The sequence below is a fragment of the Paraburkholderia ferrariae NBRC 106233 genome, from assembly GCF_000685035.1.
Lineage (GTDB): Bacteria > Pseudomonadota > Gammaproteobacteria > Burkholderiales > Burkholderiaceae > Paraburkholderia > Paraburkholderia ferrariae.
On the sequence record NZ_BAYB01000022.1, the window covers coordinates 118006 to 142027 of the forward strand.

General features: G+C 66.3%; 19 protein-coding genes and 1 riboswitch. Of the genes, 9 read left to right on the forward strand and 10 right to left on the reverse strand.

What is annotated here, in order from left to right; all coding sequences use genetic code 11:
- Positions 1–142: 142 nt before the first annotated feature.
- Positions 143–991: a helix-turn-helix transcriptional regulator gene (locus tag BFE01S_RS22695; RefSeq protein WP_028227473.1), complete on the reverse strand. Its 849-nt coding sequence runs from the start codon at positions 989–991 to the stop codon at positions 143–145.
- 93 nt (positions 992–1084) lie between these two features.
- On the opposite strand from BFE01S_RS22695, the gene BFE01S_RS22700 reads away from it, so the two are divergent.
- Positions 1085–1984 carry an SDR family oxidoreductase gene (locus BFE01S_RS22700; RefSeq protein ID WP_028227474.1) on the forward strand — a complete coding sequence of 300 codons (900 nt, stop codon included), beginning with the start codon at positions 1085–1087 and terminating at the stop codon, positions 1982–1984.
- A gap of 91 nt (positions 1985–2075) precedes the next feature.
- On the opposite strand, the gene BFE01S_RS22705 is transcribed toward BFE01S_RS22700, so the two are convergent.
- Positions 2076–3149 carry a transporter substrate-binding domain-containing protein gene (locus BFE01S_RS22705; protein WP_169742657.1) on the reverse strand — a complete coding sequence of 358 codons (1074 nt, stop codon included), beginning with the start codon at positions 3147–3149 and terminating at the stop codon, positions 2076–2078.
- 315 nt (positions 3150–3464) lie between these two features.
- Here BFE01S_RS22705 and BFE01S_RS22710 point away from each other — a divergent pair, with 315 nt between their 5' ends.
- Positions 3465–4394 (forward strand): Gfo/Idh/MocA family protein, encoded by a 930-nt coding sequence (locus BFE01S_RS22710; protein WP_028227476.1) that lies wholly within the window; start codon positions 3465–3467, stop codon positions 4392–4394.
- Positions 4395–4433: 39 nt separating this feature from the next.
- Here BFE01S_RS22710 and BFE01S_RS22715 read toward each other — a convergent pair whose 3' ends face one another.
- The 8 genes from BFE01S_RS22715 to BFE01S_RS22750 form a co-directional block, all read right to left on the reverse strand.
- On the reverse strand, positions 4434–5177 hold the full coding sequence (locus BFE01S_RS22715; protein WP_028227477.1) for a FadR/GntR family transcriptional regulator: 744 nt from the start codon (positions 5175–5177) through the stop codon (positions 4434–4436).
- Between the two features lie 46 nt (positions 5178–5223).
- Positions 5224–6102, reverse strand: coding sequence for an ATP-binding cassette domain-containing protein (locus tag BFE01S_RS22720; protein ID WP_245621173.1), 879 nt, complete (start codon positions 6100–6102; stop codon positions 5224–5226).
- Entirely contained in the window at positions 6099–7121 is a 1023-nt protein-coding gene (locus BFE01S_RS22725; RefSeq protein WP_028227479.1) for an ABC transporter permease, read from the reverse strand. The genes BFE01S_RS22720 and BFE01S_RS22725 overlap by 4 nt, the downstream gene beginning before the upstream one ends.
- Positions 7121–8221: a sugar ABC transporter substrate-binding protein gene (locus BFE01S_RS22730; protein ID WP_028227480.1), complete on the reverse strand. Its 1101-nt coding sequence runs from the start codon at positions 8219–8221 to the stop codon at positions 7121–7123. The genes BFE01S_RS22725 and BFE01S_RS22730 overlap by 1 nt, the downstream gene beginning before the upstream one ends.
- 200 nt (positions 8222–8421) lie before the next feature.
- The gene (gene yjfF / locus BFE01S_RS22735) at positions 8422–9495 is read right to left on the reverse strand and encodes a galactofuranose ABC transporter, permease protein YjfF (RefSeq protein WP_028227481.1); all 1074 of its coding nucleotides are present in this window, start codon (positions 9493–9495) and stop codon (positions 8422–8424) included.
- Between the two features lie 91 nt (positions 9496–9586).
- Complete coding sequence (locus BFE01S_RS39765) at positions 9587–10627, reverse strand: ABC transporter permease (protein ID WP_042338265.1); 1041 nt, start codon at positions 10625–10627, stop codon at positions 9587–9589.
- Complete coding sequence (locus tag BFE01S_RS22745; protein WP_028227482.1) at positions 10624–12168, reverse strand: sugar ABC transporter ATP-binding protein; 1545 nt, start codon at positions 12166–12168, stop codon at positions 10624–10626. Before BFE01S_RS22745 ends, BFE01S_RS39765 begins: the two co-directional genes overlap by 4 nt.
- 64 nt (positions 12169–12232) lie before the next feature.
- Positions 12233–13180: an ABC transporter substrate-binding protein gene (locus BFE01S_RS22750; RefSeq protein ID WP_407668241.1), complete on the reverse strand. Its 948-nt coding sequence runs from the start codon at positions 13178–13180 to the stop codon at positions 12233–12235.
- Positions 13181–13450: 270 nt separating this feature from the next.
- Here BFE01S_RS22750 and BFE01S_RS22755 point away from each other — a divergent pair, with 270 nt between their 5' ends.
- The 7 genes from BFE01S_RS22755 to BFE01S_RS22795 all read left to right on the forward strand — a co-directional run bounded on the left by BFE01S_RS22755 (position 13451) and on the right by BFE01S_RS22795 (position 24009).
- A complete protein-coding gene (locus tag BFE01S_RS22755) occupies positions 13451–15193 on the forward strand; it encodes an IlvD/Edd family dehydratase (RefSeq protein ID WP_028227484.1) in 1743 nt (580 codons plus the stop codon).
- Positions 15194–15674: 481 nt separating this feature from the next.
- Positions 15675–15809, forward strand: a riboswitch (guanidine-I (ykkC/yxkD leader).
- A gap of 56 nt (positions 15810–15865) precedes the next feature.
- The gene (locus tag BFE01S_RS39770) at positions 15866–16642 is read left to right on the forward strand and encodes an urea amidolyase associated protein UAAP1 (protein ID WP_042338266.1); all 777 of its coding nucleotides are present in this window, start codon (positions 15866–15868) and stop codon (positions 16640–16642) included.
- Between the two features lie 10 nt (positions 16643–16652).
- Entirely contained in the window at positions 16653–17306 is a 654-nt protein-coding gene (locus tag BFE01S_RS22775; RefSeq protein WP_028227485.1) for an urea amidolyase associated protein UAAP2, read from the forward strand.
- A complete protein-coding gene (locus BFE01S_RS39775; protein WP_042338299.1) occupies positions 17306–20920 on the forward strand; it encodes a 5-oxoprolinase/urea amidolyase family protein in 3615 nt (1204 codons plus the stop codon). Before BFE01S_RS22775 ends, BFE01S_RS39775 begins: the two co-directional genes overlap by 1 nt.
- Positions 20921–20981: 61 nt before the next feature.
- A complete protein-coding gene (locus BFE01S_RS22785; RefSeq protein ID WP_245621174.1) occupies positions 20982–22028 on the forward strand; it encodes an ABC transporter substrate-binding protein in 1047 nt (348 codons plus the stop codon).
- Between the two features lie 28 nt (positions 22029–22056).
- Complete coding sequence (locus tag BFE01S_RS22790; protein ID WP_028227487.1) at positions 22057–23028, forward strand: ABC transporter permease; 972 nt, start codon at positions 22057–22059, stop codon at positions 23026–23028.
- A gap of 63 nt (positions 23029–23091) precedes the next feature.
- Positions 23092–24009 carry an ABC transporter ATP-binding protein gene (locus tag BFE01S_RS22795; RefSeq protein WP_028227488.1) on the forward strand — a complete coding sequence of 306 codons (918 nt, stop codon included), beginning with the start codon at positions 23092–23094 and terminating at the stop codon, positions 24007–24009.
- Positions 24010–24022: the final 13 nt, after the last annotated feature.

A 24022-nucleotide genomic window follows, 5' to 3' on the forward strand; every position in this document is an offset into this window, starting at 1 on the left:
ATGTGCTGGCGCGCATCCCCATGGGCTCGGGCTGGAGCGCGGTGTCGGCGGTGCGCCCCGTGTGCGCCCCATGCGCGTGCGGTGAGCGGCATGCCGCCACGCCGGGCCGGGTCATGAACGGTTCCGCTCAGGCCGACAAAATTCAGGCCGATTCCAGCGCCGGCGCGCTATTGAGTGCGGCGCTGATCTTCGCGGCGTCTGCGGGCGTGGCCGGGTTGTACACCACGAGGGTAAGGTCCTGCCGGCCATCGACCGCGAAGGCCGAATACTCGAATGCGAATGGGCCGAACACGGGATGGCGAATGCGCTTCACGGCTTCGTGCCGCGTGGGGATCACCGTGTCGCGCCACATGGCCTCGAACTCCGGGCTTTCGCGGCGGAGTTCGTCCACGAGGTCGCTCACAGCCGATGTGGCGCCGGCGCGCACCACGTCCACCCGGAACGCGCCCACCATGAATCGCGCCACGCTCTCCCAGTCGTACTGCAGGGCCCGCGCGCGAGGATCGAGGAACATGTGGCGCAGCACGTTGCGCTGCGCGGGCTGCATCGTGCCATAGTCCACCAGCAGCACGGTGGCCGCGCGGTTCCAGGCCACCACAGACCACGTTGCCGTGCGGATGAGCGCGGGGCACGGATTCATCGTATCGAGCACGTGCTGCAGCCGCGGCGTAACGCCTTCGTCGTTCTGGTAATGCGCTTCGGGCGGGTGGCCGAGGCCGAGCAGAAAGAGATGCTCGCGCTCGGTGCTCGTGAGCATCAGGGCGTTGGCAATGCGGTCGAGCACGTCGACGGACGGTGCGCCGCCGCGCCCCTGTTCGAGCCAGGTGTACCAGGCCGGGCTGATATTGGCGCGCTGCGCCACTTCCTCGCGACGCAGGCCTGGCGTGCGCCGGCGCGTCGAGGAAAAGCCGAACGCTGCCGGGTCGAGTTTCGAGCGGCGGTCTTTCAGGTAGTCGCCGAGCTGGCGGGGGTTGCCACTGGAATCGCTCATCCTGTTACTTTTTATAACACGATAACGCCACTACTTTACCACGATAAGACGCGCATCGATATTAGCCTCACGCTAACCCTGGAGGACTTCATCATGCGTGTATTCGTAACCGGTGCCACGGGCTGGGTAGGCTCGGCCGTGGTCAAGGATCTGCTCGCGGCGGGACATCGGGTGGTGGGTCTCGCGCGTTCGGAGCCGGGCGCCGCGGCGCTTGCGGCGGCGGGGGCCGAGGTTTGCCGCGGTACGCTCGACGATCTCGACGTGCTGCGCCAGGCCGCGGCGCAGTCGGATGGCGTGATCCACACGGCCTTCAACCACGACTTCTCGAAGTTCGCCGAGAACTGCGAGCAGGAGCGGCGCGCCATCGAGGCGCTGGGCGGGGCGCTCGAAGGCTCGGGGCGGCCGCTCATCGTTTCGTCGGGCATTGCGCTGCTCGCACCGGGGCGCGTCACGACGGAGGAGGACCCGCCCCACGCCATCATTCCCGCGTTTCCGCGCGCCCCCGAAGCGATCGCTGGCGCATTCGCCGCGCGTGGCGTGCCCGTAAGCGCCGTTCGTCTCGCGCCCACGGTGCATGGGCTGGGCGACCACGGCTTCGTGCCGCGACTCATTGCCATCGCACGGGAGAAGGGCGTGGCCGCTTATGTGGGCGAAGGGCAGAACCGTTGGCCCGCGGTGCATCGGTTCGATGCGGCGCGCGTCTACCGGCTCGCGCTGGAGCATGGCGCGCGCGGCGGGCCTTTCCATGCGATTGCCGAACAGGGCGTGCCGTTGCGGCAGATTGCCGAGGTGATCGGGCGTCGCCTGAATCTTCCGGTGGTGGCGATCAAGCCCGAAGAAGCCGAGGCGCATTTCGGCTGGTTCGCGCGCTTCGTCGGCATCGACTGCCCGAGTTCCAGCCAGCGCACCCGCGCCTTGCTGGGCTGGCAGCCGGAGCAGCCAACGCTGCTGGAGGACCTCGATCAGCCGGGCTACTTCGCTGCGGGCGCCTGACGAAAACGGGCCGCCATGCGCGGCGAAGCGGCGCGTGGAAACCGGATCGATCAGGACTGCGATTCAATAGGGAAGGGTTCGGCGCAAGGCATCACTCCTCGCCGAACCACTTGTTGTAGATCCGTTGATACGTGCCGTCCTCGCGCATGGCCAGCAGGGCGCCGTCCACGCGGCGGCGCAGCGTGCTGTTGACCGGGAAGACGAAGCCCACGTCATTCGGGTTGAACTCCGGCCCCACCAGCTTGACGCGGCCCTTACCCTCGTGCGAAGCGACGTAGCCGAGTCCCGCCGAGCCGAGCACCACGGCATCCACCTCGCCGCCCGCAAGCGCCAGGAAAGTGTCGCGGTTGCGCGCGTACTCGCGAACCTGCGCGCCGTGATCCTGCAGCCACGGCACGGCCGAACTGCCGGCCAGCGTGGCGACGGTCTTGTTGGCGAGATCGTTGGGGCCGTCGATCGCGCCGCGAATATGCTGCACGGTCAGGTTCGTCGTGAGTTCCGCCGTGTACGACGCCACGAATACGATGCCGACGAACATCCAGATCAGCGCCATGCCGCGCGAGATCCACAGGCGCCGCGGCTCGTCGGCCTGGGTGAGCAGCGTGGAGCCCGACCAGTAGAGCGCGCGGAAGATGGCGGGGAAATAGGGCTCTCGCTCGCCACGGCGGCGCGCGTGCAGCCAGTCCACGATCCAGACGAGATGCGCGGCGATCACGGTCAGCACGACCGCTGCGGCAAACCACAGCAGCGTGGTGCGGGACACCAGCAACCTGCCGAGACTGCGCAGCGGCGTGGCTTCTTCGGTCTCGCCCGTGTCGCGCACCATCACGCGCAGGCCGGCCTCCATGATCGGATACGAGAAGTCGAACTCGCGGTCGCGCTCGACGCTATAGAAAAGCCCCGAGACGGCCACGTCGTCCTGGCCGGTGCGCAGCGTCTGGAACAGCGCGTTGACGCTGGGCGCGATGTCGTAGCGGGTTTGCAGATGCAGGCGCGAGGCGATCTCGGTCCACAAATCGATCGAGAAGCCGGTGAGCTGGCCGTTTTGCTGCATCACGAACGGGGCGATGATGAAGGTGCCCACCCGTACCGTTGCGCCGGACTGCTGCGCGTGGGCGCAAGGGAGGCTCGCGAGCGCGATCAGCAGCAGGAGCCAGGTGCGCACGCATGCGCGCCAGCGAGTCGTGACGCCAGGATGCCGCGCGCCCTGCACGGCCCGATTCGAGTCCGCCAAACCGCATGCTTTCATGAACGTCGATCCGTCCTTGTGGTGTTGTTGTTCTGCAGGGAGGAAACGCCTGATGCTGCGACTTTAGCGGGCTGGTGTCGCGCTGTCGAGGGACCGGCCGCGGCCGGTTCGCTGAAGCGGGCATACGCTCTCGCGGGCAGCGCCGTAGAATGGCAAGACGTTTCGTTTTGCGTTGCGCATCGCACCGTTCCCACCCCAACCCAACTGCCTCATTCGAACCCGGAACCCGCCATGAACCCTTCCTGGAAGCTGGCTATTGCCGGCGTCGGCAAGATTGCGCGCGACCAGCATCTGCCCGCCATTGCCGCGAACCCCGGTTTTACGCTCGTAGCCTGCTCGAGCCGCAACGCAAAGGTCGATGGCGTGCGCAACTACACCGGTCTTGATGCACTGCTCGCCGCCGAACCCGGTCTCGACGCGGTATCGCTCTGCGCCCCGCCGCAGGTGCGCTATGCGCAGGCGCGCGCGGCGCTGCTGGCGGGGCGGCACGTCATGCTGGAAAAACCGCCGGGCGCGAGCGTGAGCGAGGTGGAGGCGCTGCGCGTCCTCGCGCGTGCGCAGGGGCGCACGCTCTTCGCGACCTGGCATTCGCGCTGCGCGAGCGCAGTCGAACCCGCGCGCGCGTGGCTCGCGAACCGCGCGATCCGCTCGGTCCACGTGCGCTGGAAAGAAGATGTGCGCCGCTGGCACCCGGGCCAGCAATGGATCTGGGAGCCGGGCGGGCTGGGCGTATTCGATCCGGGCATCAACGCGCTTTCCATCGTCACGCGCATGCTGCCGCGCGAAGTGCTGCTGCGCGCGGCCACGCTGCACATTCCCGCCGATTGCGCGACGCCCATCGCCGCCGAGCTCGACTGCCTCGATACGGACGGCGTACCCGTGCGCGCCGAGTTCGACTGGCGCCACGGCCCCGTGGAGCAGTGGGAAATCGATGTGGAGACCGCGGACGGCCTGCTCGCGATCAGCGAAGGCGGCAAGCGTATGACGATAGCGGGCGAGCCCGTCGCGCTCGAACCGCAACGCGAATATCCGGCGCTTTACGAGCGCTTCCACTGGCTGATCGAACACGGTGCCGAAGACGTGGACGTGCGCCCGCTGCAGCTCGTGGCCGATGCGTTTCTGCTGGGCCGTTACGTCGAAGTGGAGCCGTTCGGACACTAACCGGCGCCGCCGCCGCACAGGCGGCGCCAAACCGCGAGGCTAGTCGCGCCTGGGCGCCTGAGGTTCGAGCGCCGCGCCGCCAAGGATCGAGTTGGCGTCGGCGCGTGCATTGTCGAGTTGCAGGACGCTGGCCTGGCGAGCGGCCAGTGCGTCGCGATTTTCGATCGCCGTATAGATCGCCTTGTGCCGCGGCAGCGAGAGCGCGTGCGTATTCGGGTGGCGGCTCGTGAGCTTGATCGATTCCGTGAGCGCGAGCGTGAGCATGTTGCCGATATAGGCGAGCATGTCGTTGTGCGTGGCCGCCATGATGGCGCGGTGAAACTCCAGGTCGGGCTCGAGCAGTTCGGCAGCCGTCCGTGCGGCTTCCATGCGCGCGTAGGCCGCGCCGATGCGCGCGACGTCCGTGTCGCTCGCTGAGATGGCGGCGAGCGCGGCGGCCGCGGGCTCGATGACCTGGCGCACGGTCATGAGCGACTGGAAGAATTCGCCTTCGGGAATGCTGTTGACGGTCCAGTAGAGCACGTCGGGGTCGAGCATGTGCCAGTCTTCGCGCGCGCGCACCACGCTGCCCACGCGCGGCTTCGAGACCACGAGCCCCTTCGCCACCAGCACGCGCGTGGCTTCGCGCAGCACCGGGCGGCTCACGCCATAGGCCTCGCACAGCGTGGGTTCGGGCGGCAGGCGCTGGCCGGGCTGAAACCGCCCGCCGACGATTTGCATGCCCAGTTCCTGCACGATGCGCCCGTGCATGCTTTTGCGATTCTGCAGGTTGCGGTAATCCATGGTTCCCCGGCGGGAGCGCCCCGGCAGGCGCGTCCCTCTCTTCTCGTCAATGCGCGTTCGTGGAGCGCATCGCGCGGTATTCCCGCCGCACGATATCCATCAGCTCCGGCACCGAAGTCTGCGCGCTGCGCTGCTCGAAGGTCACACGGCCGCGCTGCATGAGCATGATACGGTCGGCAATGTCGAGCGTCTGCGCGTAGTTGTGCATGATCATGATAATGGATAGACCGCCTTTCTCCTTCAAACGCAGAACGAGGTCGATGATCAGTCCGGCTTCGCGCGCGCCCATGGCCGCGAGCGGTTCGTCCAGCAGCAGGATTTTCGCATTCGAATGCACCGCGCGCGCCACGGCGATAGCCTGGCGCTGGCCGCCCGAAAGCCGCTCCACGGGCAGATCGACCGAAGGCACATGCACGCCGATATCGTCGAGACACTGCGCCGCGCGCTCGCGCATCTGCCGGTGATCGAGCAGACGGAACGGGCCGCGCCGCACGATCTCGCGGTTCAGGAACATGTTGTGATAGATGCTGAGCGAGTTCGCGAGCGCAAGATCCTGATAAACGCATTCGATACCGAGGGCACGCGCGTGATCGACGGATCGTAACAGCGTTTCCTGGCCGTCCACGTAGAGGGTGCCTTCGGTTTGCTGGTGGAACCCGGTGAGGATCTTGACGAGCGTGGACTTGCCCGCGCCGTTGTCGCCGAGGATGCCGAGAATCTCGCCCTGGCCGAGCGTGAACGAGACGCCGTCGAGCGCCGTCACCGCGCCGAAGCGCTTGACGAGCTTGTCGCCGCGCAGGGCGAGCGGCGCATCGGCGGCAGGCGCGGCATGGGCAGCGCCCGCCGCCGGGGACGAGGGGGACGAGGAGGACGAGGGGGGCGAAGAAGCGGTCCCGGCGTCCGCGTGCGGTTGCGGCTCGTTCATCGCCGTCCTCCTTTGCGCCGTATGCGGCCGACGTGGATATTGAAGATCATCGCGGCCAGAATCGCGGCGCCGAGGATGATGTTGAACGTGAACGCGTTGATACCGATGAGCGTGAAGCCGTCGTTGAGAATGCCGAGCACGGCCGCGCCGATCAGGCCGCCCACGATCGTGCCCGAGCCGCCCGTGAGCGGCGTGCCGCCGATCACGGCGGCGGCGACGGCGAGGAACATGATCTGGTTGCCGCCCGCCTGCGGGTCGATCGAGGTAATGCGAAAGCCTTCGAGGATGCCCGTGAGGCCCGCGAGCACGGCGGCGAGAACGAAGTTGCCGAGCCGCAGCCGGTTCACCTGGATGCCCGCTTCGCTCGCGCCCAGCGGATTCGCGCCTGCCGCCTGGGTGTGCAGCCCCCAGCGCGTATGGCGCAACAGCACGTGCATGACGAACGCGAGCCCCGCGGTCCAGAGAATCTCGCTATAGCCCCACGCGCCCATGACGTTCGCGAACGCGGGCGAGCCCGGCGTTTCGACCGGCGTGCCGCGCGAGACCGTGAGTGTAATGCCGTTGATGAGGAAGAGCGTGCCGAGCGTGGTCACGAACGAAGGCAGCCGCAGCCACACCGTGACCGCGCCGTTCACGAAGCCGATCAACGCCGCCGCCACGAGCCCGGCGACCACGGCGAGCCACATGGGCGCCCCGGCGTCGTTGGCGAACACCATCATGAACGGCGCGAAGGCGAACACCATGCCGGCCGAGAGATCGATGTCGCCGCCGATCATCAGCATGATTTCGCCGAACGCGATGATGGCGACCGGCGCGACGAATTGCGAGAGATTGACGAGACTGGCGTTCGTCAGCAGAAAGTCGTGGTTGGCGAACTCGAAGTAGGCGGCCAGCAGTACCGCCACGAGGAGGATGCGCAGCTCCGCGGACCACGCGGCAAGGAGTGTCCCGCGCGCCCGGGGGGGGCGCGCGGGACCGTCGTTTCTCGCCGCGTTGCGGGATTCGTTCACCGTACCCATCACGACTTGATCGCGCCGCTCATCGGGACGATTTGCGGCTTGCTGCTCTTGCCTTCATAGCGCGTCGAGGTGTTCAGGTACGGATCGACCGTGCCCTTCGTGACGAACTTGAGGCCGGAGTTGATGTCCGCGGGTCCGGCAAGGCCGCCGGAAGCAAGGAACACGAACGCCTCCATCACAGTATAGAAGCCCTGTACGTAAGGCTGCTGGTCGATCGTGAAGTCGAGGAAGCCTTCGTGGATGAGCTGCACCGTGGTGGGCAACAGGTCGAAGCCGCCGCCGTGCACGCCCTTCGAAGGCAGGTTCGACTCCTTCATGACCTGCGCGACGCCCTGCGTACTGCCCGCATCGACCGCGAACATGCCTTTGAGGTCCTGGTGTCCCAGATAGAAGGATTTGATCTTCGAAAGCTCCTCGTTGACCGTGGCGCCCGTGGCGACGCTCTGGACCTCGATGTTCTTGCCCGACTTCTTGATCGCGTCGCTCGCGCCGTCGAGCCGCGGCTGGATGTTGAGCTGCCCCGGCGTCGCGATGAAGAGCGCCACGAGCCCGCTGTCGATCAGCGAGGCAATGCGCTCGCCCATCTGGTAGCCCGAGAGATAGAGGTCCTGACCGATGTACGCAAGGCGCGGATTCGGCTTGCCGCGCGGCGCATCGGCGTTGTACGCGAACACGGGGATGCCTGCGTCGAGCGCCGCCTGGATCGGCTTGTCGAAGGCCGTGGGATCGACGATCGGCACGGCGATTGCGTCGGCCTTTGCGGCAATGGCGGCGTTCACGGCGCGTACCATTTCGCCCGCGTCCGAGTTGGCCGACCCCGTCCACTGATAGTCCATGCCGAACATCGAGCATGCGTCCTGAATGCCGTATTGCGTGGGCACGAAGAAGGGGTTTGTCGTGACGTGATTGACGAACACGATCTTCCACCGCTTGTGCCCGGGAAAGGCCGCTTCGGCCGCCTGGGCGGTCGAAATCAGGCCGCCCGTGCCGCCGCCCAGCGCGCCCAGCAGCGACAGCGCCGCGCCGAGTCCCGCACCTTGCAGCAGGCCGCGCCGGCCTGAATGGATCTGGTCTTGCTCTGCTTCCCGTTCCTGCGCCATGTCTTCCTCCGGTTATTTTCGTGGGTGAGTGCAGCGTGGTTCATGCACGTTCACGACGGCACCGGGCGGCGCGGCAGCGTCCCTGCGGACGTTGCGATGAATGAAGCGTAAGAACCGTGCCGGACGGTACGTCGAAGATGGTAGTGCAGCGTTTTGTTGGGGCCTAATCCATGTATACCCGTAATTAAGTCCGACTATTCTCAGGCGCGCGGCGGCGCCGACGCGAGCTTGGCCTGATCGAGCGGCACCGCGTCGGGTGCACGCTCGCGCTTTGCCATGGGCGCGCCCCGGCCCGTGCCGGAGGACTTGCGCCGCGCCGCGTGGCGTTCCGTGGCGCGCTGCAGCAGGCAGAACGCGCAGAGCAGGGCGCCGATCACGATGCGCGTCCACCATGAACTGAGCGTGCCGTCGAAGGTGATGAGCGTCTGGATGGTGCCGAGGATGCCCACGCCGAACACCGAGCCGATCACGTAACCCACGCCGCCCGTGAGCAGCGTGCCGCCGATCACGGTGGCGGCTATGGCGTCGAGCTCCATGCCCTGCGCCTGGAGCCCGTAGCCCGAGAGCACGTAGAGCGTAAACACCACGCCGCCGAGCGCGGAGCAAAACCCCGAGAGCGCGTACACGCCGATTCTCGTGCGCGCGACGGGCAACCCCATCAGGAGTGCCGAGCGTTCGTTGCCGCCGAGCGCGTAGACGTTGCGGCCGAAACGCGTGAAGTGCGCAACCACGATCGCCACCGCGAGCGTGGCGAGCGCAATGAGCGCGCCCGTGGTGAGCGAGCCGCTGCCGATGGGAATGCTGAAGCCGGCGAGCGTGTGGAAGCTCGGATCGTTGATCGGGATGGACTGGGTGGTGATGAGAAAGCAGGTGCCGCGTGCGAGGAACATGCCCGCGAGCGTGATGATGAACGGCTGCAGGCGGAAGTAGTGGATCAGCGCGCCCATGGCTGCGCCATAGAGCGTGCCGCATGCGAGCACGGCTGGCAGGATCAGGACGAGCGGCCAGTGCCAGCGCTCCGCCATGACCGCGCACAGGATGGTGGCGAGCGCGACCACGGCGCCCACCGAAAGATCGATGCCGCCGGAGATGATCACAAACGTCATGCCGATGGCGACGATCAGCAGGAACGCGTTATCCACCAGCAGTCCGAACAACACCTGCAGCGAAAAGAAACCGGTGTACATCACCGAGCCGAAGCCGAACAGCGCCACGAACAGCAGCACCGTGACGGCGATGGGCAGCACGCGCGGATCGACGAAGCGCGCGAACAGGGCGCTTGCGCGACGGCACGCGGCAAGCGGCGTGGAGAGCAGGGCGGGGCGGTTCGTGCGCACGGTTTCCTTGTCCTGTCCGCTTGTTTTCCTAATAGTTGGGCGCGCCGGCCCGGCGCCCGCCGGCCGCGCGCCGCAACTGCCGGGCAACGAGCGAGCGCGCCGAGGGCGACTGGATCACGCTCACGAATAGCACCACCACGGCCTTGACGACGAGCGTGGCCTCGGGCGGAACGCCAATCGAATAGGTGGTGTAGGTGAGCGTCTGGATGATGAGCGCGCCCAGCACGGTGCCCGCAAGACTGAAGCGCCCGCCCGCGAGCGATGTGCCGCCCAGCGTGACGGCGAGAATCGCGTCGAGTTCGAGCAGGAGGCCCGCGTTGTTGCCGTCCGCGCTGCGCACGTTCGAGCTGATGAGGATGCCCGCGATGGCGGCGGTGACGCCGCAGAACGCATAGCTGCCGAACACCACCGCCTGCGAAGAAAGCCCCGCGAGGCGCGCGGCCACCGGGTTCACGCCGATGGAGCGGATGAAGAGGCCCAGCGCCGTGCGGTTGACGATCAGCGCGGTGGCGATCGTCACCGCGAGCGCGATCCACACGTCGCAGGGCACGCGTGCGAAGTAGCCCCCGCCCGCCATCAGATAGCCCGGCGCGCCGATCGGAATGATCTGGCCGCCCGTGAGCAACTGGGCGACCCCGCGCCCCGCCACCATCAGAATCAGCGTGGCGATGATGGGCTGCATGCCGACGAAGGCGACGAGGAGGCCGTTCCACATGCCCGCGAGCAGCCCGACCGCAAGCGCCGCACAGAAGGCTTCCGCTACGCGCGAGGGATCGCCTTCGAGTACGATCGCGGCGGCGGCCCCGGCGATGGCGACTACGGCGCCCACCGAAATGTCGATGCCGCGCGTGGCGATCACGAGCGTCATGCCGAGCGACACCACCACGAGCGGTGCGGCGTTCATGAGGATGTCGATGGGTGCGCCGAACAGGTGGCCCGAAAGCAGCGTGATCGAGAGGAAGTTGGCGCGATGCGCGACGTCGACGGCAAAGAGGCATACGAGCGTCACCGCCGGCCACACGAGCGGGTGTTTCATCGACTCGACGAAGAGCGTGGCGAGCCGGTTCATCGGCGGCCTCCTGCGATCAGGTCGTACACCTCGTCTTCCGAATGCCCGTGGCCGTTCAGTTCGGCCACCTTGCGGCGGTCGCGCAGCACGGCGATGCGGTCGCTCACGCGCACCACCTCGCTGATCTCCGAGGAAATGAAGAGGATGCCCAGGCCCTTCGCGCACAGCGCGCGAACGCGGTCCATGATCTCGAACTTGGCGGCTACGTCGATGCCGCGCGTGGGTTCGTCGAGAATCAGCAGCTTCGGTTCGGTGGCGAGCCAGCGCGCGAGCAGCACTTTCTGCTGGTTGCCGCCGGAAAGCAGGCCGATGGGTTGCTCGGCATCGCGGGCCTTGATGCCGAGCTGTGCGATGTATTCGTTCGCCAGCTCGCGCTGGCGCGCGCGCCCGATCATGCGCCACCACCCCCGACGCGCCTGCAGCGCAAGCACGATGTTTTCGCGAATCGAGAGGTCCGCGACGATGCCTTCTTTCTTGCGGTCCTCGGGGCAGTAGGCCATGCCGTGGCGTACCGCGTCGCGCGGCGAGGCGAGCTTCACGCTCTTGCCGCCTATCGAGATCGCACCTGCATCCACGCGCTCGGCGCCGAACAACAGGCGCGCCGTTTCGGTGCGCCCCGAGCCCAGCAGCCCCGCGAGTCCCAGTATCCGGCCCGGCTGCACGTCGAGGTCGAGCGGATTGAGCACGCCGCGCCGTGCCACGCCGTGCGCGCTCAGCCAGGGCGCGGAAGGTGCCGGGGCGGCTTCGGTTGCTGCGGCCGCTTCGGCTTCGCCTTCGCCTGACTCGGCGGAAGGCTCCAGCCGCTCGTGCGCCAGTTGCTGGCCCACCATCTTCGCCACGAGCGTTTGCACGGGCAGGTCGGCCGCCAGGTATTCGCCTTCGCGTTCGCCGTTGCGCATCACGGTGATGCGGTCGGAAATCGCATAGGTCTGCTCGAGAAAGTGCGTGACGAACAGGATCGCGATGCCCGACGCCTTGAGCTTGCGCAGCACGTCGAAGAGCCGCGCGACTTCGCTGTCGTCGAGGCTCGAAGTCGGTTCGTCGAGAATCAGGATGCGCGCGTCCACCGAAACCGCGCGCGCAATCGCCACCATCTGCTGGATGGCGATGGGGTAGGTGTCGAGCGACTGCGTGACGTCGAGCGCGAGGTTCAGTTCGGCCAGCGCGGCCTGCGCGCGCCGGTGGATCGTTTTCCAGTCGATCAGGCCGCGCTTGCGCGGCTGGCGGCCCGCGAAAATGTTTTCCGCCACCGAGAGGTTCGGGCAGAGGTTGACTTCCTGGTAGAGCGTCTGGATGCCGGCGGCCTCGGCTTCCTGCGGCGTGGAGAACTGCACGGGTGCGCCGGCGAGGCGAATGTCGCCCGCGTCGGGACGGTGCACGCCGGTGAGCACGTTGATGAGCGTCGATTTGCCCGCGCCGTTTTGACCCATCAAGGTATGAACCTCGCCGGGAAAGAGGCGGAAATCGACGTTCTGCAGCGCGCGCACGCCAGGAAACGTGCGCGAGAGGCCATGGGTTTCGAGCAGGGGAGTCGTGCTCATAGCGAAAAGAGAGTGGGCGCGGTGCGTACGGAATGCAAGGTGCGCACCGCGCCGCTGCCGGCGTTCAGTACTTGCGCGTGGGCAGCACCTGCGCCGCCACGTTCATCGGGAACACCGTCTCGTTCGTGACGATGCGCTTGGGCAATTCCTTGCCCGCCACCACGTCCTTCACGGCCTGCATGAGCTGCGGTCCGAGCAGGGGGCTGCACTCGACATCCACGTTCATCTTGCCCGCGATCATCGCTTCGAAGCCGCCCTTGGTCGCGTCGAACGACACCACGCTGACGTCCTTGCCCGGCTTCATGCCGGCTTCTTCCATGGCCTGGATCGCGCCGAGCGCCATGTCGTCGTTATGCGCGTACACCACGTTGATCTTGTTGCCGTAAGTCTTGGCAAAGGCCTCCATCACCTGCTTGCCGCCCGCCAGCGTGAAGTCGCCGCTCTGCGAGGCGATGATCTTGAACTTCGGATCGTTCTTGATGATCTCCATCAGGCCCGCATGGCGGTCGTTCGCGGGCGCGGAGCCCACGGTGCCCTGCAGTTCGACGATATTGACGGGACCGGGGTTGTTCTTGTAGTGCTCTTCGAGCCACCTGCCCGCGCGCCGGCCTTCTTCCATGAAGTCCGAGCCGATCATCGTCACATAAAGTGAGGTGTCCTTCACGTCGATGTTGCGGTCGGTGAGGATCACGGGAATCTTCGCGCGCTTTGCTTCCTCCAGCACCGGCTCCCAGCCGGATTCCACCACCGGCGAGAACGCAATCACGTCCACTCGCTGCGCGATGTACGAGCGGATCGCCTTGATCTGGTTTTCCTGCTTCTGCTGGGCGTCCGAGAACTTCAGGTTGATGCCGGCGTCCTTCGCGGCCTGCTTGATGGACACCGTATTGGCGGTGCGCCACGCGCTTTCCGCGCCGACCTGGGCAAAGCCCAGCGTGATCTGCTTGTCCTGAGCGTGTCCGGGGGCCGCCGCGAGTGCGAAGGCGGCCGACATGAGCGCGCCCGCGATCATGCGAGTTGCCAGTTTCATGCGTGTCTCCGATGTAGCCTGGGTTGTTTTTCTTCAAAGGGCGCTACACCCGCAGTCCGTCACGGCTGGACTCGTGCCTCGGGGATTTCGCGCCATCCCGGGCGGCCGGAAAATCAGCGGCCGCCTGCCTGCCGACTTCAATAGACATACTATATGCGGGGCGTAGAGGGGTTTCGATTAGCGTTTTCCCGGTGATCATGCTTCATATAGTCATGCTATTTATAACTTATTGTCACCTGCAAGGCACCCGTCATGAGCACTCGCGCAAGGAAGCTGCGCTCCGCCGCCTGGTTCGGCGCCGCCGACAAGAACGGCTTCATGTACCGAAGCTGGATGAAGAACCAGGGCATCCCCGACCACGAGTTCGACGGCCGGCCCATCATCGGCATCTGCAACACCTGGTCGGAACTCACGCCCTGCAACGCGCACTTTCGCAAGCTCGCCGAGCACGTGAAGCGCGGCGTGTACGAGGCCGGCGGCTTTCCCGTGGAGTTCCCGGTGTTCTCGAATGGCGAGTCGAACCTGCGGCCCACCGCCATGTTCACGCGCAACCTCGCTTCGATGGACGTGGAGGAAGCGATTCGCGGCAACCCGATCGACGCCGTCGTGCTGCTGGTGGGCTGCGACAAGACCACGCCCGCGCTGCTGATGGGCGCGGCGAGTTGCGACGTGCCCGCCATCGTGGTGAGCGGCGGCCCGATGCTCAACGGCAAGCATGAAGGGCGCGACATCGGGTCGGGCACGGTGGTGTGGCAGCTCAGCGAAGAAGTGAAGGCGGGGCGCATTTCCATTCACGAGTTCATGTCTGCGGAAGCGGGCATGTCGCGCTCGGCGGGCACCTGCAACACCATGGGCACGGCTTCGACCATGGCGTGCATGGCCGAGGCGCTGGGCGTGACGCTGCCGCACAGCGCGGCGATTCCGGCGGTCGATGCGCGGCGTTATGTGCATGCGCATCTTTCAGGTATGCGTATCGTCGAGATGGCGCTGGAGGACTTGAGGTTGTCGAAGCTGCTCACGCGCGAAGCGTTCGAGAATGCGATCCGCACCAACGCGGCCATCGGCGGATCGACGAATGCGGCCATTCACCTGAAGGCGATTGCGGGGCGCATCGGCGTACCGCTCGAACTCGACGACTGGACGCGCATGGGACGGGGCACGCCCACGCTCGTCGATCTGCAGCCGTCCGGCCGTTATCTGATGGAGGAGTTCTATTACGCGGGCGGCTTGCCGGCGGTGCTGCGGCGGCTAGGCGAGGCGGGGCTGATCCCGCATCCGGACGCGCTCACGGCAAACGGCCGCACGCTTTGGGAAAACGTGCGCGAGGCGCCTATTCATAATGCGGAAGTCATCCGCCCGCTCGATGCGCCGCTCGTGCGCGATGGCGGTTTGTGCGTGCTGCGCGGCAATCTCGCGCCGCGGGGGGCGGTGCTCAAGCCTTCCGCGGCCACGCCTGCGTTGCTCGCGCATCGCGGGCGCGCGGTGGTGTTCGAGAGTTTCGACGATTACAAGCAGCGTATTGCCGATCCCGAACTCGACGTGACGGCGGACTCGGTACTCGTGATGAAGAACTGCGGACCCAAGGGCTATCCCGGCATGGCCGAGGTGGGCAACATGGGCCTGCCGCCCAAGCTGCTCGCCCAGGGCGTGACGGACATGGTGCGCGTTTCGGATGCGCGCATGAGCGGCACGGCCTATGGGACGGTGGTGCTGCATGTGGCGCCCGAGGCGCGCGCGGGCGGCCCGCTTGCGATCGTGCGCGACGGCGACTGGATCGCGCTGGACTGCGAGGCAGGCACGCTTACCGTGGAGATCGGCGAGGAGGAGATGCAGGCGCGCCTCGCCGAATGGGCGCGCACGCTGCAGGCCACGCCCGAGGACCGCAGCGGCTATCGCAGCCTCTATGTCGGGCACGTGCTTCAGGCCGACGAGGGGTGCGACTTCGATTTTCTCGTGGGATGCCGCGGAGCGGAGGTGCCGCGGCATTCGCATTGATGAAGCGGTGTCGGGCGCGCTATCGCGTGCCCTATCGGGCGCGGCGGGGCGCACGCCGGATGCCGATGGCAACCGGCTGCCGTTGCAACTCGATAAAGCGCGCAGCCAGCAAAGCATGGAGCGCGTGGCGCAGGCGGACGACGAAGGACATGGCGGACCCCGATCGATATGAGTGTGTGGTCGGGGACGATGCAACGGTCGTGCCATCGCGAGCGGTCTACGCAGGCGGCGCGCGGGTTTCGCGCCGGGAGCCGGCCACGTGCGCCGCGCGCGCGCCATCGTGGTGCCCCGGCCTCGGGACGGTGCGCGGTATGCCCATTTGCGGCGCGGCGACCGCGCCGTGCCCCATGGCCGCGCGCGTGCCTCGTTCACGGTGAACCCGCTTTGCGCACCACGGCACAAGGCTGTCGCCTGGTGACGCGTGTTGCTGGCACAGAACTCGCTAAAGAGACTGTCGAGAGGTGCGAAGCAATTTGCATCATCTTAGGATCGCTAGGGTTCCGGTCGCCGCGTCATTTCGCGTGCGATGCCTGGTCCGAGAGCAATCCGGTCTCGTCAACCACCTTCATCGCAAGGCGGTAGCGAGGCTCCACGGAGGGATAAAAGCCCGGGAGGTCGCGATGTCGTTCGGTCGCCCTCTCACGCTTTTTCCCTTCGCCTCCAGGAGCCTCCATGCCGTCCCGCTCTTCGTCTAGTTTCTCCCCCGGCTTTGCTGCATTACCGCCGCTTGCCGCACCGCTCTGGGAAACCGTGATCCCTGCCGGTGCGCACTGGTCCGGCGTGCTCCGCCGCGGGCTCGCATTGCGCATCGTCGATCTCGAAGGCGGCGCGAATCTCGCCGCCGTTTTCCACCGCCAGGAAGATCCGCTCGAACGCTACAACATGGCGGACACGCTCAAAGCGCAGCACACCGCGCATCTCACGCGCGGACATGCGCTCTATACCGACATGGGCCGCGTGATCGCATCGATCACGGCGGACACGCTCGGCTGGCACGATCCGCTGGGCGGCGTGGGCGACGCCGCGCTCTTCGCGCGCAAATACGGCGAGACGCACTATCAGACCCATCGCAACGCAATGATCCGCAACGGGCGCGACAGCCTCGTGCTCGAACTCGCGAAATACGGCCTGGGGGCACGCGATCTGGTGGCGAACGTAAACTTCTTCAGCAAGGTGGCGGTGGCCGACGACGGCGCGCTCTCCTTCGTGCCGAAGCATTCGCCAGCAGGCGCGGCGTTCGACCTGCGCTTCGAGATGAATACGCTCGCGGCATTTTCCACGGCGCCGCATCCGCTCGATCCGCATGGCGGCTATGCGCCGAAGCCAGTGAGGCTGATCGCGTGGCGTGCCTATCCCGCCGAAGCGGCGGCGCCCGCCGACGACCCGTGCCGCACCGCATGCGCCGAAAACGGCCGCGGTTTCCTCAATACCGACCGTCTGTTCGCCTGAGGGGCCCGCCATGCCGATCATCGAAAGCACGCGCGACGTGCGCGAGGCCCGCTACGACTTCACGCTCCGCGCGGGCGAGCCGTGGCTCTACGACCTGAAACGCGGCGAGACGCTGCGCATCGTCGACCTGGAGGGCAACCAGGCGGTGGACACACTGTTCTACCGCAGCACCGACGCCGCCGAACGCTATAGCGCGCAAGACACCGTGCGTGCGCAAGGCAATCTGTATCTCACGGCGGGCAGCGTGCTGATGTCGAACCACAACAATGCACTCCTGACCATCGTGGCCGATACCTGCGGCCGCCACGATACGCTGGGCGGCGCGTGCGCCGCGGAGAGCAACACCGTGCGCTACGCGCTGGAAAAGCGCCACATGCATAGCTGCCGCGACAGCTTCCTCAACGCCATCACGCATTGCCACTGTGGTGCGGGCGCCGGGCTCACGAAGCGCGACCTCGTGAGCAACATCAACTTTTTCATGAACGTGCCGGTCACGCGCGAGGGCAGCCTGACGTTCGAAGACGGTATCTCCGCGCCGGGCAAATATGTGGAGTTGCGCGCCGAGCAGGACGTGACGGTGCTGATCTCGAACTGTCCGCAACTGAACAACCCCTGCAACGGCTACAACCCCACGCCGGTGCGCCTCGTGATATGGGAGGCGTGATGGCGTTCGAGAAAATTCTCATTGCCAACCGCGGCGAGATTGCGTGCCGTGTGATCCGCACGCTCAGGCGGCTCGGCATCGCATCGGTAGCCGTGTATTCCGAAGCGGACCGCGATGCGATGCATGTGACGCTGGCGGACGAAGCCGTCTTCATCGGACCGTCGCCCGTTGCCGCGAGCTATCTGAACGCCGAAGCGATACTCGATGCCGCCCGGCGCACGGGCGCGCAGGCGGTGCACCCGGGCTATGGCTTTCTTTCCGAGAATGCAGCGTTTGCAACGGCCTGCGAGGAGGCCGGCATCGGCTTCATCGGGCCGAAGCCCGAGCAGATGAAGGCGTTCGGGCTCAAGCATACGGCTCGCGAGATCGCGCGTGCGAACGGCGTAGCGCTGCTGCCGGGCACGGGGCTGCTGCCTGATGTGCAGGCCGCGCTGGAGGCAGCGGCGTCGCTCGGTTATCCGGTCATGCTCAAGAGCACGGCGGGTGGCGGGGGTATCGGCATGTCGTTGTGCCGCGACGCCGGGCAGCTCGAAGCGGCCTTCGCTTCAGTCGTGCGGCTGGGCGAGAGCAACTTCGCGAACGCGGGCGTGTACCTCGAAAAATTCGTCGAACGGGCACGCCATATCGAAGTGCAGGTGTTCGGCGACGGCGCGGGCAACGTGATTGCGCTCGGCGAACGCGATTGTTCGGTGCAGCGGCGCAACCAGAAAGTGATCGAGGAAACGCCCGCGCCCGGCCTGACCGGCGAAGAGCGCGCGGCACTGCACGCTACGGCCGTGCGGCTGGCGAAGGGGGTGCATTACGCGTCGGCGGGCACCGTGGAGTTCGTATTCGACACCGATACGCGCGCGTTTTACTTTCTCGAAGTGAATACGCGCCTGCAGGTGGAGCACGGCGTGACCGAAGCAGTGACGGGCGTCGATCTCGTGGAGTGGATGATCCGCCAGGCCGAAGGCACGCTGGCACCGCTCGATACACTCGATACGTTCGTCAGGTCCGGCGCGAGCATCCAGGTGCGGGTGTATGCGGAAGATCCAAACCGGCAATTCCAGCCAGTTGCGGGCCAGCTCACGCACGTTGCGTTTGCACCGGACGTACGCGTGGATACGTGGATCGAGGCGGGTACCGAAGTGAGCGCGTTCTACGATCCGCTGCTCGCGAAGATCATCGCTACCGGCGCCACGCGCGAGGCTGCGCTCGCCCGCCTGCGCGGGGCGCTGGCGGGCACCGAGCTTTACGGCATTGAAACGAACCTCGACTACCTGCGCGCGATAGTCGGGTCGGCCACGTTCGCGGCGGGTGAGCAGACCACCGGCTTTCTTGGTCGCTTCCTGTTTGCGCCACACACGATCGACGTGCTCGACGGGGGCGTGCAGACCACCGTGCAGCAGTTGCCTGGGCGGCAGGGGTACTGGGATGTGGGCGTGCCGCCGTCCGGGCCGATGGACGACCTGTCGTTTCGTCTCGCCAATGCGCTGCTGGGCAATGCCCCCGATGCGGCGGGGCTCGAATTCACGATGGTCGGCGCCACGCTGCGCTTCAATACGGAAACGCTGTTCGTGCTGGGCGGCGCGCCGCTCGCGGCCACGCTGGAGCGCGAACCGGTGCCGCAGTGGCAGGTGGTGCGCGCGGCGGCGGGCAGCGTGCTCAAGCTGGGCGGCGTGACCGCTGCGGGCGTGCGCGCGTGTCTCGCGGTAAAGGGCGGCCTGCAGGTGCCGGATTATCTGGGCAGCAAGGCCACGTTCACGCTGGGCCGGTTCGGCGGTCACGCGGGACGCGCGTTGCGCAAGGGCGATGTTCTGCACCTCGCGCCCGGCGCCGGCTGCGGCGAAACCGGCGCGAAGCTCGAAGCGGCGCGTGTGCCGGCTCTCACGCATGGCTGGGAACTCGCGGTGCTGGATGGCCCGCACGGTGCGCCCGACTTCCTCACGCCCGCGGACATCGCCATGCTCTACGAGGCGAGCTGGACCGTGCACTACAACTCCAGCCGCACGGGGGTGCGCCTGATCGGGCCGAAGCCGCAGTGGGCGCGTCCGGACGGCGGCGAGGCGGGCCTGCATCCTTCGAATATCCACGACAACGCCTATGCGATCGGTGCCGTGGATTTCACCGGCGACATGCCCGTCATCCTCGGGCCAGACGGTCCGAGCCTGGGCGGCTTCGTGTGCCCCGTGACGATCATTGCCGACGACCTCTGGAAGCTTGGTCAGCTTCGTCCGGGCGACACGGTGCGCTTCGTGCCGGCTCCATGCGAGGCCGCCGCGGACGTCGTTTCGACCGGCATGCACGAATGCGTGCTGTATCGCGACGGCCAGGCGGGCGATGGGGTAGGCGTGGTGTACCGCCGCTCGGGCGACCGCAATCTGCTGATCGAATACGGTCCGCCGGTGCTGGACCTGAAGCTGCGCTTTCGCGTGCATGCGCTCATGCACTGGCTCGCGGAGCACCCGCTGACCGGCATCATCGATCTCACCCCGGGCATCCGTTCGCTGCAGGTCCATTTCGATCATCGCGTGCTCTCTCGTGATCGACTCATCGCTCATCTTCAGGATGCCGAAGCAGCGCTGCCGGCCGTGGATGCCATGCGCGTACCCAATCGCATCGTGCACCTGCCGCTTTCGTGGGACGACCCCTCCACGCGCGTGGCCATCGAGCGCTACATGCAATCGGTGCGGCCCGATGCGCCGTGGTGTCCGAGCAATATCGAGTTCATTCGCCGCATCAACGGTCTCGATCAGATCGAAGACGTGAAGCGCATCGTGTTCGATGCCCGTTACCTGGTACTCGGTCTCGGCGACGTTTATCTGGGCGCACCCGTGGCGACGCCCGTGGATCCGCGCCATCGGCTCGTCACGACGAAGTACAACCCGGCGCGCACGTGGACGCCGGAAAACGCGGTTGGCATTGGCGGCGCTTACCTGTGCGTCTACGGCATGGAGGGTCCCGGCGGCTATCAGTTCGTCGGCCGCACGGTGCAGATGTGGAATCGCTACGGGACCACCACGGAATTCGAAGCCGGCAAGCCGTGGCTGTTGCGCTTCTTCGACGAAATCCGCTTTTTCGAGGTGAGCGAGGCGGAGCTCGCAGCGTGGCGCCGCGACTTCGTAGCGGGGCGGCGGAGCCTGCAGATCGAGGAATCGGTGTTCGATCTCGGTGCCTATGAGCGTTTCCTGCGCGACGAGAGCGGCTCAATCGCAGCGTTCAAGGCGCGCCAGCAGTCGGCGTTCGAAGCGGAGCGCGAGCGCTGGCGGGCAGCGGGACAGGCCGACTATGCGGGCGAGCCCGGTGCGCAGGAAGCCGTTGGCATGGACGCAGCCGGCGCGAGCCACGCGCTCGGCGATGACCGCCGAGCCGTGGGCGCCGATGTCTCGGGCAGCGTATGGAGGCTGCTCGTGGCCGAGGGCGAGCGCGTGACCGAGGGCCAGGAGGTGGCGATCATCGAGTCGATGAAGATGGAGGTGACGGTGAGCGCGCAAGCGGACGGCGTCATCGAAACGCTGAATTGTGCGCCCGGCGACGCGGTGGTGGCGGGGCAACGCCTGATGGTCATACGCGTGGATTCCGAAGCCGCCGATGCAGGACGTGCGGACACCGCAGTTTCCGCTAAATCGTGACATGACGAAATTTTTAGTTATCCCAATCCATTCCAAGCAGCAATCGTTCTGGAGATTCCCCATGAAGATGACTTCGCTCTATTACGTCCGTGCCGAATTCGAAAACGGTCTTCCCGGCGTTCGCCGCCGGCTGGGCCGTGCGGCGGCTGCGCTTGCGCTCGCCACGGGTCTTCTGGCCGCGCTCGCGCAGGGCGCCAGCGCGGCGCCGCTGCGCGTCGGCTATAGCGACTGGCCGGGCTGGGTGGCCTGGCAGGTCGCCATCGACAAGGGTTGGTTCAAGGAAGCCGGCCTCGACGTGCAGTTCGACTGGTTCGACTACGCGGCTTCGATGGACGCGTTCGCGGCCGACAAGCTGGACGCGGTACTCGTGACCAATGGCGATGCGCTCACGATGGGGGCGAACGGCGCGAAGAACGTGATGGCGCTCATCACCGACTACTCGAACGGCAACGACATGGTGGTGGCCAAGCCTCCGGCGCGCCGGATGCAGGACCTCAAGGGCAAGAAGATCGGCGTGGAATTTGGCGTGGTCGATCATCTGCTGCTGCTCGACGCGCTTCAGCGCGCCGGCATGAAAGAGAGCGACGTCACGCTCGTCAACGCGAAGACCAACGAAACGCCGCAGGTGCTCGCTTCGTCGGACGTCGCGGCCATCGCGGCGTGGCAGCCGAATGCGGGCGAAGCGTTGCGCCAGGTGCCGGGGGCACGGCCGGTATTTACTTCGGCCGACGAACCGGGGCTGATCTACGACGTGCTCGCGGTGAATCCCGTGAGCCTTGCCGCACACCGCGCCGACTACGAGAAGCTCGCGAAGGTCTGGTATCGCGTCGTGCACTACATCGAAGATCCGGCCACCCAGGGCGACGCCGTGAAGATCATGTCGGCACGCGTGGGCCTTACGCCGCAGCAGTATCTGCCGCTTCTCAAGGGCACGAAGCTGCTTACGCTACCCGAGGCTCAGGAGGCCTACGCGAAGGGCGACGGTTTCAGATCGATCTACGGATCGAGCCGCGCCGCCGACACGTTCAACGTGAAGTACCAGGTGTACAAGACTTCGCAGGACGTGAACGCCTACGTCGATCCGTCGCTCACCAGCGCACTCAAGTAATACGGACGATCCAACGAAGGAGCACGTCATGGCCGGATTCAACCAGACAGGATGGCTGGCAGTGCGCCGCGAGTTGTCGCCGCGCGGCAAATGGATGCTGGGGATCGGCTCGTTCGTGCTGCCGCTGCTCGTGTGGTGCGTGGTGAGCTACGTGCCCTTTGTCTGGCATCCGCAGATGCTCGTCACGCAGCCGGGCAGCGTCGATTACTTCCAGCCCGGTATGCGCGTGGACAAGGACGTCTTTGCCGACGAACTGGCCCATGCCCGCGAGGCGCATACCGCGTTGCCCGCAGGCACGCCGGCGAACCCCGTCTATCTGCCGGCGCCGCACGAAGTGCTCGAGGCGTTCTATACCGCCTTCACCACGCCGCCGGCTTCGCAGGACGGCGTATGGCTGCACCAGAGTCTCTGGCACAGTATCCAGATCATCTTCTGGGGCTTTGTCATCTCGTCGCTGGCCGGCGTGCCGCTGGGCATCGTATGCGGCACCTATAGCGCACTGGCGCGCCTGCAGGAGCCGTTCTTCGAGTTCTTCCGCTATCTGCCCGCACCGGCGTTCGGCGCGCTGATGGTGGCCGTGCTCGGCATTTACGACGCACCCAAGGTGGCGATCATCGTGATCGGCACGCTGTTCCAGCAGGTGCTCATCGTCGCCAATACCACGCGCAAGCTCGAATACGGCTTGCTCGAAGCGGCGATGACGCTGGGCACCACGCGCCTGAAGCTGCTCACGCACGTGGTGGTGCCCGGCATCCTGCCCGATCTCTACCGCGACCAGCGCATTCTGCTCGGCTGGGCGTGGACTTATCTGATCGTTGCGGAACTCGTGGGTACCAGTTCGGGCATCACCTGGTACATTACGCAGCAGGCCCGCTACCAGCACTTCCAGAACGTGTACGCGGCGATCATGATGATCGGCATCATTGGTCTCGGCACGGATCTCGTTCTTGCGTTCGTCGGGCGCAAGCTTTTTCCGTGGGATCGCACGCTGAAGGCGTAGCAGGCGTTTCACGCGTCTGCGCCGCCGCGACGTATTCCGCACCGCTTTTCAAGGACCCGCATCATGTTCAATCCGCAGACCGTTCCCGACTATCTACTTCAGTCCGATGCGGTACGCGCGCGCTTCGAGCGCCTCAAGGCACGCGAGCCGGTACTCGAAGTGCGCAATCTTACGAAGCGCTTTGTCACGCCGCAGGGCGAGCACACGGCGCTCGCCGACATCAGCATCACCACGCACCGGCGCGAGTTCGTCTGCGTGATCGGCCCTTCGGGCTGCGGCAAATCCACGCTGATCCGCATACTCGCCGGGCTCGAAACGCAGACGAGCGGCGAGGTGCGGGTGAAAGGGCAGGCCGTGCGCGGCCCGGGTGCGGATCGCGGCATGGTGTTCCAGGGATATACGCTCTTTCCGTGGCTCACGGTCAAGAAGAACGTGATGTTCGGACTGCGGATGAACGGCCAGGGCGCGGCGCAGGCGGAGCGCGAGGCGCTGCAATGGCTCGATCTGGTGGGTCTCGCTCCGTTTGCCCATGCATACCCGCATCAGCTTTCGGGCGGCATGAAGCAGCGTGTGGCGATTGCGCGTGCGCTCGCCAACCGGCCCGGCATCCTGCTGATGGATGAACCCTTCGGCGCCCTGGACGCGCAGACGCGCGCGAAGATGCAGGCGCATCTGCTCGACATCTGGCGCAACGTCGATATCACGATCTTCTTCATCACGCACGATCTGGACGAGGCGATCTTTCTGGCCGACCGCATTCTGGTGCTCAAGGCGCACCCGGGCGAGGTGCAGGAGTTGATCGAGGTGCCGGTTCCGCGCCCGCGCAGCTACGCACAGTTCACTTCGCCCGAATTTCTCGCAACGCGCGCGCGGCTCGACGCACTCATTCATCCGCCCGAAGAGGAAGGGGAGCGGCCGGACGAGGAGCGGGTGAAGCCGCACATGATCCGGTTGACCGATGTGAACGACACGGTGGAATGACGCGCGTCTTGAA